Origin of the sequence: Janthinobacterium algoris (assembly GCF_051380935.1) — a bacterium.
Lineage (GTDB): Bacteria > Pseudomonadota > Gammaproteobacteria > Burkholderiales > Burkholderiaceae_D > Janthinobacterium.
In genome coordinates, this window is sequence record NZ_JBNYXZ010000039.1 from 1 (window position 1) to 7,380 (window position 7,380).

The 7,380-nt window shown below is 58.6% G+C and carries 6 protein-coding genes; all 6 read left to right on the top strand.

Features of this window, described 5'->3' with window-relative positions:
• Positions 1–157: 157 nt before the first annotated feature.
• The 6 genes from ACQ4W7_RS28990 (at position 158) to ACQ4W7_RS29015 (ending at position 7,115) form a co-directional block, all read left to right on the top strand.
• Positions 158–847 carry a response regulator transcription factor gene (locus ACQ4W7_RS28990; protein ID WP_426075170.1) on the top strand — a complete coding sequence of 230 codons (690 nt, stop codon included), beginning with the start codon at positions 158–160 and terminating at the stop codon, positions 845–847.
• Positions 834–2,060, top strand: coding sequence for a sensor histidine kinase (locus ACQ4W7_RS28995; RefSeq protein WP_426075169.1), 1,227 nt, complete (start codon positions 834–836; stop codon positions 2,058–2,060). The genes ACQ4W7_RS28990 and ACQ4W7_RS28995 overlap by 14 nt, the downstream gene beginning before the upstream one ends.
• Before the next feature lie 219 nt (positions 2,061–2,279).
• Positions 2,280–2,969 carry a phosphatase PAP2 family protein gene (locus ACQ4W7_RS29000; protein WP_436535180.1) on the top strand — a complete coding sequence of 230 codons (690 nt, stop codon included), beginning with the start codon at positions 2,280–2,282 and terminating at the stop codon, positions 2,967–2,969.
• 62 nt (positions 2,970–3,031) lie between these two features.
• Positions 3,032–4,510: a DUF2868 domain-containing protein gene (locus ACQ4W7_RS29005; RefSeq protein ID WP_436535182.1), complete on the top strand. Its 1,479-nt coding sequence runs from the start codon at positions 3,032–3,034 to the stop codon at positions 4,508–4,510.
• Entirely contained in the window at positions 4,507–5,997 is a 1,491-nt protein-coding gene (locus ACQ4W7_RS29010; RefSeq protein WP_436535184.1) for a DUF3482 domain-containing protein, read from the top strand. Before ACQ4W7_RS29005 ends, ACQ4W7_RS29010 begins: the two co-directional genes overlap by 4 nt.
• A gap of 38 nt (positions 5,998–6,035) precedes the next feature.
• On the top strand, positions 6,036–7,115 hold the full coding sequence (locus ACQ4W7_RS29015) for a tartrate dehydrogenase (protein ID WP_426075165.1): 1,080 nt from the start codon (positions 6,036–6,038) through the stop codon (positions 7,113–7,115).
• Positions 7,116–7,380 lie beyond the last annotated feature (265 nt).

Consider the following 7,380-nt stretch of genomic DNA (forward strand, 5'->3'; position numbering starts at 1 on the left):
ACAACTTTGCGCCGATGATAGTGCTGCAACCAGTGTGAAAGTAGGTTATCGTCAGGCTTGTTATTCGTAGTAGAGAAAAACCCCGCCAGCAATGGTGGGGTTTTTTTTCGTCTGATGGTTTCGTTTGATGCGGCGAAATTCACCCTACAATGGCGGTATGCGCATTCTGATCATTGAAGACAACCCCGATATTCTCGCCAATCTCTACGCTTATCTGGAGCCGAAGGGCCATGTGCTCGATTCGGCCATGAATGGTTATGCCGGCCTGGCCTTGCTGGCCCAGCATGATTACGATGTGCTGGTGCTCGATGTCATGCTACCCGGCCTGACGGGCCTGGAGCTGTGTCGGAAGCTGCGCGCTGAATTAAAAAATAGCACGCCAGTGCTGATGCTGACGGCGCGCGATACCCTGCAAGACAAGGTCGCCGGTTTTGATAGTGGCGCCGATGATTATTTGGTCAAGCCATTCTCGCTACTGGAATTGGAAATCCGCCTGAAAGCCTTGCTGCGCCGCGCGCGCGGGCAAACGACGGCCGCCGCCGTGCTGGCGGTGGGCGAGCTGCGTTTTGATACTGAAAAATTCGAAGTCCGGCGCGCCGGCCAAGCATTGATTTTGACCAAGACCGGTTACATTATCCTGAAATGCCTGATGAGCGAAGCGCCCAAGCTGGTGCCGCGCGAGATGCTCGAGCATGAAGTCTGGGGCGATGACCGGCCTGACAGCGATGCCCTGCGCACGCATATCCATGCGCTGCGGCAAGTGCTCGACAAACCATATGCCTTTCCCATGCTGCGCACCATTCCTGGCATCGGCTATAAATTACTGAGTAGCGATGCGCCCATTTAAATCGTTGAAGCGGCGCATCATCGTCGCCTACCTGCTGTTCGCCGCGGTGGCGAGCGTCTTTTTTGCCATTATCGCCGCCATCGCCGTCGAGGGCATCGAAGTACGCCTGGTTGACGAGCGCCTGAAAGAAGTGGCGGCCTGGGCTTCACCCAGGCATGCGGCCGGTTTGTCTGTCGAGATGCCGGCCGGTTTGAGCTTTCATCACGCCGAGGAGACCCCGCTGCCCTTGCGTGGCCTGGCACCCGGCATGCACGAGAAAACCGTCGACGGCGTCGATTTGCACGTGCTGGTCGGCAGCGATGTGCATGGCGAATTCGTTGTCATCGATCATGCCACTGAATATGAAAAGATCGAGTTGGTGGTGTACAGCATGTTTGCGCTTGGCTTTATCGGTTTCCTGATTTGTGCTTCGCTGCTGGGCGCCTTCATCGCCAATCGCTTGATCACGCCGATCATGTCGTTGACGCAGGCCGTCAAGGCCGGCCAGGCGGCCCTGCCACTGCAGGACAGTGCCGATGAATTGGGAATACTGGCGCGCGCTTTTGCTGCACGTACGACGGAGTTGACCGAAGTTCTTGACCGAGAGCGCTTTTTTACGGGCGATGTCAGCCATGAGCTGCGCACGCCGCTGACCGTGATCACGGGGGCGGCGGAAATTCTGATGGAGCAAGGCGCACATGAACCGCTGGTGCGCTCCGCCTCCGAGCGTATCTATCGGGCTGCGCGTGAGGCGAGCGATTCCGTGACGGTGCTGCTGCGCCTGGCACGCGCCCCCGAGTTGCTGGAGTGCGCGTCACTCTCCTTGGCGGAACTGGCTCGCCAGGAATGCCTGCGCTGTCAATCGTATACGGCCGGAAAGCCGCTTACTCTCGTGTTTGCGGGCGGCGAAGATTTTCTGGTCAACGCCCCGCGTGAATTGCTGGCGGCCGCCATTGGCAACCTGGTGCGCAACGCCTGCCAGTACACCTTGCAGGGTGAAGTGATCGTGCGCCTGGCCGGACGTGGGCTGATCGTTGAGGACACGGGGCCAGGTTTGCCGGAAGCGGCGCGCGCGCGCCTCTTGCATCAACCCATACCGGCCAATCTGGGCGGCTCATCCGGCACAGGCTTGGGGCTGGGTTTGGTTCAGCGCATCTGCCTGTATCTGGGCGCGGAGCTGGCGTTCAATGTTCGCCCCGCTGGTGGCACCATGCTGCGGATTGATTTCATTTAAGCCGGCTTTTTGCGAGCACTTAACGAAAACTTAACGTCCTGTTGACGCGTAATTCATGCTGATACTTGTAAGCTGATTCTGGAAACGCGTATTGCATCGTCCGTGTTGTGCACAGCGGGCAGCGTCATGTTCTCTTCATATTGACACTGTACGATGACTTCCATGGTTGCCGTCCTGTGCGGCCTCTCCCTTTCATCTCTTCAAGTAATGTGTGCACCCATGCTGGCCAAGCTTAAACTCGTTAAAACTCCCAAAGGCATCGATAGCGTTCTGATGCTATCGGCCATGCTGATCCTCTGGATCGGCAATTACAGCAATCTCGACCTGGCGCTCGCCGACAGCATGTTCGACGGGGCACGTGGGCAATTTGCCGGTGCTGACAGCGCGTTGGCGGGCAGTTTTCAGTTTGGCATGACCTTGCTTGGTGCCGCCGTGATCGGCTTGGCCGTCTGGGATACCTTGCGCCCGTTGGACTGGCTTGCATCACGCCGCAGTGCCTTGCGTGTCGTGGCCTTGTCGGTCGTCTTCGTGCCGCCAAGCATCTATTTGCTCTCATCCTTCAGCGATGTGCCCTGTCCTACGGATTTGCTGCGCTATGGCGGACTGGAACCGTATGCGCGGATGCTGGAAACATTGCCCGCCAGTGCGTCTGCCATGGCTTGCCTGCCCGCCACCCAGGCGAACACTGCCTGGTGGATGCTAGCCTTGCCATTGTTCTGTCTGCCGGCACGGCCACGCACGGCGCTTCTGCTCGCCGGTGTCATGCTGCTGTGCGGTTTGTCTGCAGGCTGGCAGCAACAGTTGCAAGGTACGCAATTTTTCACGCATACGTTGTGGTCTGCCTGGATCGCCTCTTTCCTGATATATCTGCTGCATAACTTGTTCCGGACCGAGGACGCGTTGGCCTGAAATACAAAAGTACGTCACAATCTGCCTGTCAAGTTGTCGGTTCATATAAAAACAGGAGCGCCATGAACGAGCAGATTGCGAGAGAAGTGGTATTGGTCCGGGCTATCGAAACGGCCGACCAGAAAAAAGAAGTCCTCAGCGAGGATGACCGCATGTATGCCAGCCGCAGTGCGCGTGAGCTTGCGCAATGGCAAGCTTCGGGCAAGCAGGCCGAAGTCACGGGGGACGACTTCCTGCAGCAGCGCTCCGAGCTGATCATCAAGCGCATCACTGAGCGCATACCCGCCTTCGCGGCCTTCGCGAAGCGGCGCAGCGGCATGAGGACCCTGGCGCTGACCTTGCCATTGCTGGCCCTGCTGCTGGGGGCCGGGCTCGACCGCATCACCGATCCGCATCGCGTCGACCTGCTGTCGGCGCCCTTGCTGCTGATCATCGCCTGGAATGTACTGGTTTACCTGGGTTTGCTGATCTGGCTATGCATCCCCTCGCACTCTCTCGGCTGGCCGAAAGCGGGGCTGGTGCGCCACCTGAGCGTGGGCCGCCTGGCCTTGCCGCGCAAACTGCCGCATGCCTTGTCCTCGGGCTTGCTCAGTTTCATGGGGGAATGGGCGCACCTGAGCGCCAAGCTGACGGCCGCGCGCCTGGGCCGTACCATCCACCTGAGCGCCGCCATGTTTGCTATCGGCGCCGTCGCCTCGCTGTATGCGCGGGGCTTCCTGTCGCAATACGCGGCTGGCTGGGAGAGCACCTTTCTGAATGCCAGCCAAGTGCACAGCCTGCTGTCGACTTTGTTCGCACCGGCCATCGCCCTGTTTCATTTGCAAGGTTTTTCGCTGGCGGAAATCGAAGCGCTGCGTTTTCCGCAAACGACGACCGTGGAAGGCGGCGCGCGCTGGGTGCATTTGTATGCGGTAACGATTTTCCTGCTGGTGGTCGTTCCTCGCCTGATCCTGGCCCTGGTCAACAATTGGCGCGCCGCGCGCCTGGCAAAGCACTTTCCGCTGGATCTCGATCAACCGTACTTCCGCAAGCTCAATGAAAGCATCGGCGTGGCCACGGGCGGCATGCTGCGTGTCTTGCCATACAGCTTTACTGTCGATGAGGCGCGCCACAAAGGCTTGGGCCAGCTGTCCATCATGCTGTTTGGCGAGCAGGGACGCATGATGCTGCGTCCATCGACGTCGTATGGCGAAGAGCCGCAGGAGGTCTTGCGCGGCACCGACTTGAATGATCCGCAAGTCAATATCACGGCCGTGCTGTTCAATCTGACGGCGACGCCGGAGAAGGAAAATCACGGCGCCTTCCTCGATTACCTGGTGCAATCGTCGGCACGCGGTATCGCCGTCCTGATCGATGAGTCCAGCTATCTGGAGCGTGCTGGCGAGCAGGTGGATAATGCCACCCGTTTGGCGGAAAGAGTCGCCTTGTGGCAACAGTTTTGCCTGTTCCATCAAACCCCGGCCACCCTGGTCAATTTGCTTAATCCTGCCTTGCACCCGCTCGATGCCGGTGTCGGCTTGAAAGTATCGGCAGCAGCATGAGTGTGAATGTGAATAAAGATGTTCAGGATGATGCGGTGCAGATTCAGTTTGCGCTGATTTCGCATACGAATAATGGCAAGACCACCCTGGCGCGCACCCTGGTGGGCGTGGATATCGGCGAAGTGCGCGACGCCGCTCACGTCACCGTGTTTGCGGAATCGCATACCTTGCTGGCGACGCCACAGGGCGATGCCTTGCAACTGTGGGATACGCCCGGCTTTGGCGATTCCGTGCGCCTGCTCAAGCGCCTGGGGCAGTCCGGCAATCCCATCGGCTGGTTCCTGCGCGAAGTGCTGGACCGTTATCGCGATCGCCCGTTCTGGCTGAGCCAGCAAGCGCTGCGCACGGCCAAGGACGCAGCCGATGTGGTGCTGTATTTGGTGAATTCCTCGGAGCATCCCAGGGATGCGGGTTACTTGCCGGCGGAAATGAAAATCCTCGAATGGCTGGATAAGCCGGTGGTGGTCTTGCTCAATCAGATGGGGCCGCCACGTCCGGGCAATGAGGAACACGGCGAGCAGGCGCGCTGGCGCGAGCATTTGCAGCAGTATCCCATCGTGCGCGACGTTTTGGCGCTCGATGCCTTTGCCCGCTGCTGGGTACATGAGCGCGTGTTTTACGAAGCCGTGGGTAAGTTGTTGCCGCAGTCGCAGCAAGCTGGTTATGCGCGTTTGTTTGCTACCTGGCGAGCGCAGAATACGGCGCGTTTCCAGCAGGCCATGCACTTGCTGGCCACGCAGCTGGCGGTGGCAGCCCAGGATCTCGAAGCCATCGAGCCCGTCTCCAAGGGCTTGCTGAAATCGGCTTTGCAGGTCGTAGGCATAGGCAAAAATGCACAGCAGCAACGGCAGGAAAAGGCGATGGCCAGCCTGGTGGCGCGGCTCAATACGCACAGCGGTGTCACCACGCGTGAACTGTTGATCTTGCACAAACTCGACCCTACCGATGCGCATAAGATCAATGCGCGGTTGCGCGATAATTTCGCCGTGCGCGCGCCGATCGACAAGGCGCAAGCGGGGCTATTGGGCGCCATGATTTCCGGTGCTGCGACGGGCTTGTCGGCCGACCTGATTTCCGGCGGCCTGACCCTGGGCACGGGCGCCTTGCTTGGCGGCGTGGTCGGGGCACTGACGTTTGCGGGTGCAGCCTGGGGTTTTAATTCCGGCACGGACCGGAACGAGCCCACCATGCAATTTACGGATGCCTTCCTGCGTACCTTGGTCGTGGCGGGCGTGTTGCGTTATTTGGCGGTGGCGCACTTTGGCCGTGGCCGCGGCAACTTTGTGGAAGGCGAGGCACCAGCATTTTGGCAAGATGAGGTCGAGCAGGCGGTAGCGCGCCATGAGGGTGCATTGGATGAGTTGTGGAAAGAGGTGCGCCGCGAGAAGTCCCATGAACTGGCGGCCGAACGTGTGCAGCCCATCATCACGGCGATCACTGCCGATGTGCTGGCGCGTCTGTACTCGGACGTGGCGCAGCAGATGTAAATACGGGCTTCCATCGTCTATTTCCAACAGGGTTTCCAATGAACACACATAAAGTCGCGGTCATCGCTGGTGACGGCATCGGCAATGAAGTTATGCCGGAGGGCTTGCGTGTGATTGAAGCGGCCGCCCGCCGTTTCAATATCGACCTGCAGTTCACGACGATGGCATGGGCCAATTGCGACTACTACCTCGAGCATGGTCAAATGATGCCCTCTGACTGGTTTGCCCAACTCAGGGATTTCGACGCCATCTATTTTGGTGCCGTGGGCTGGCCAGACAAGGTGCCTGACCACATCTCCTTATGGGGTTCCTTACTAAAATTTCGGCGTGAGTTTGATGCATACGTCAACTTGCGTCCCGTGCGCTTGATGCCCGGCGTACCTTGCCCGCTAGCAAATAAAAAGCCTGGCGATATCGACTTTTATGTGGTGCGTGAAAATACGGAAGGAGAATATTCGTCCGTTGGCGGGCGCATGTTCGAAGGGACGGAACGCGAGACGGTGCTGCAGGAATCCGTGTTTACGCGCAAGGGCGTCGACCGCATCCTGAAGTATGCGTTTGAGCTGGCGCAAAGCCGACCTAAAAAACACCTGACATCGGCCACCAAGTCGAATGGCATTGCCATCAGCATGCCGTATTGGGATGAGCGGGTGGAAGCGATGGGCCCGAGCTTTCCCGATGTCCGCTGGGATAAATATCATATCGACATCCTGGCGGCCCGCTTTGTATTGAGTCCCGAGCGCTTTGACGTGGTGGTGGCTTCGAATCTGTTTGGCGACATCCTGTCCGACCTGGGCCCGGCCTGTACGGGCACGATTGCCATCGCGCCTTCGGCCAATATCAATCCGGAGCGCACCTTCCCTTCCGTGTTTGAGCCGGTACACGGTTCCGCCCCCGATATCTACGGCCAGAATATCGCTAACCCGATCGGCATGATCTGGTCGGGCGCCATGATGCTGGACTTCCTCGGTAATGGCGACGCCAATTACACGGCGGCGCATGACGCGATTGTGCGCGCCATTGAGCAGGTACTCGAGCATGGGCCACGTACACCCGACATGGGCGGCAACGCCAGTACGACCGATGTAGGCATGGCGGTGGCCGAATTGCTGAAATAAAGCTTGCCGCCCATGGGCGGCTTTGCTATAGTTCGCCTCCCCAATGAGGCGCACTAGTTTGCGGCACAAAAGGGACAGTCTTCCGGGGCTGGGCAGTAAAAGAAGGAGTTGACGATTGTGCTGAAATGCTTCATACTCTTCCTTCTTAGCAGCTGACAAACACAACGCTTTGTCGATAGCGCGAGAGTAGTAAATAAGCAGTACCGAATACCGTTCTTTAACAATTAACAGTCGATAAGTGTGGGCATTTGATGTAAGTGCAGCA

Coding starts and splice junctions, on each gene's coding strand:
- ACQ4W7_RS28990 (WP_426075170.1), top strand. CDS start 158: ATGCGCATTCTGATCATTGAAGACAACCCCGATATTCTCGCCAATCTC.
- ACQ4W7_RS28995 (WP_426075169.1), top strand. CDS start 834: ATGCGCCCATTTAAATCGTTGAAGCGGCGCATCATCGTCGCCTACCTG.
- ACQ4W7_RS29000 (WP_436535180.1), top strand. CDS start 2,280: ATGCTGGCCAAGCTTAAACTCGTTAAAACTCCCAAAGGCATCGATAGC.
- ACQ4W7_RS29005 (WP_436535182.1), top strand. CDS start 3,032: ATGAACGAGCAGATTGCGAGAGAAGTGGTATTGGTCCGGGCTATCGAA.
- ACQ4W7_RS29010 (WP_436535184.1), top strand. CDS start 4,507: ATGAGTGTGAATGTGAATAAAGATGTTCAGGATGATGCGGTGCAGATT.
- ACQ4W7_RS29015 (WP_426075165.1), top strand. CDS start 6,036: ATGAACACACATAAAGTCGCGGTCATCGCTGGTGACGGCATCGGCAAT.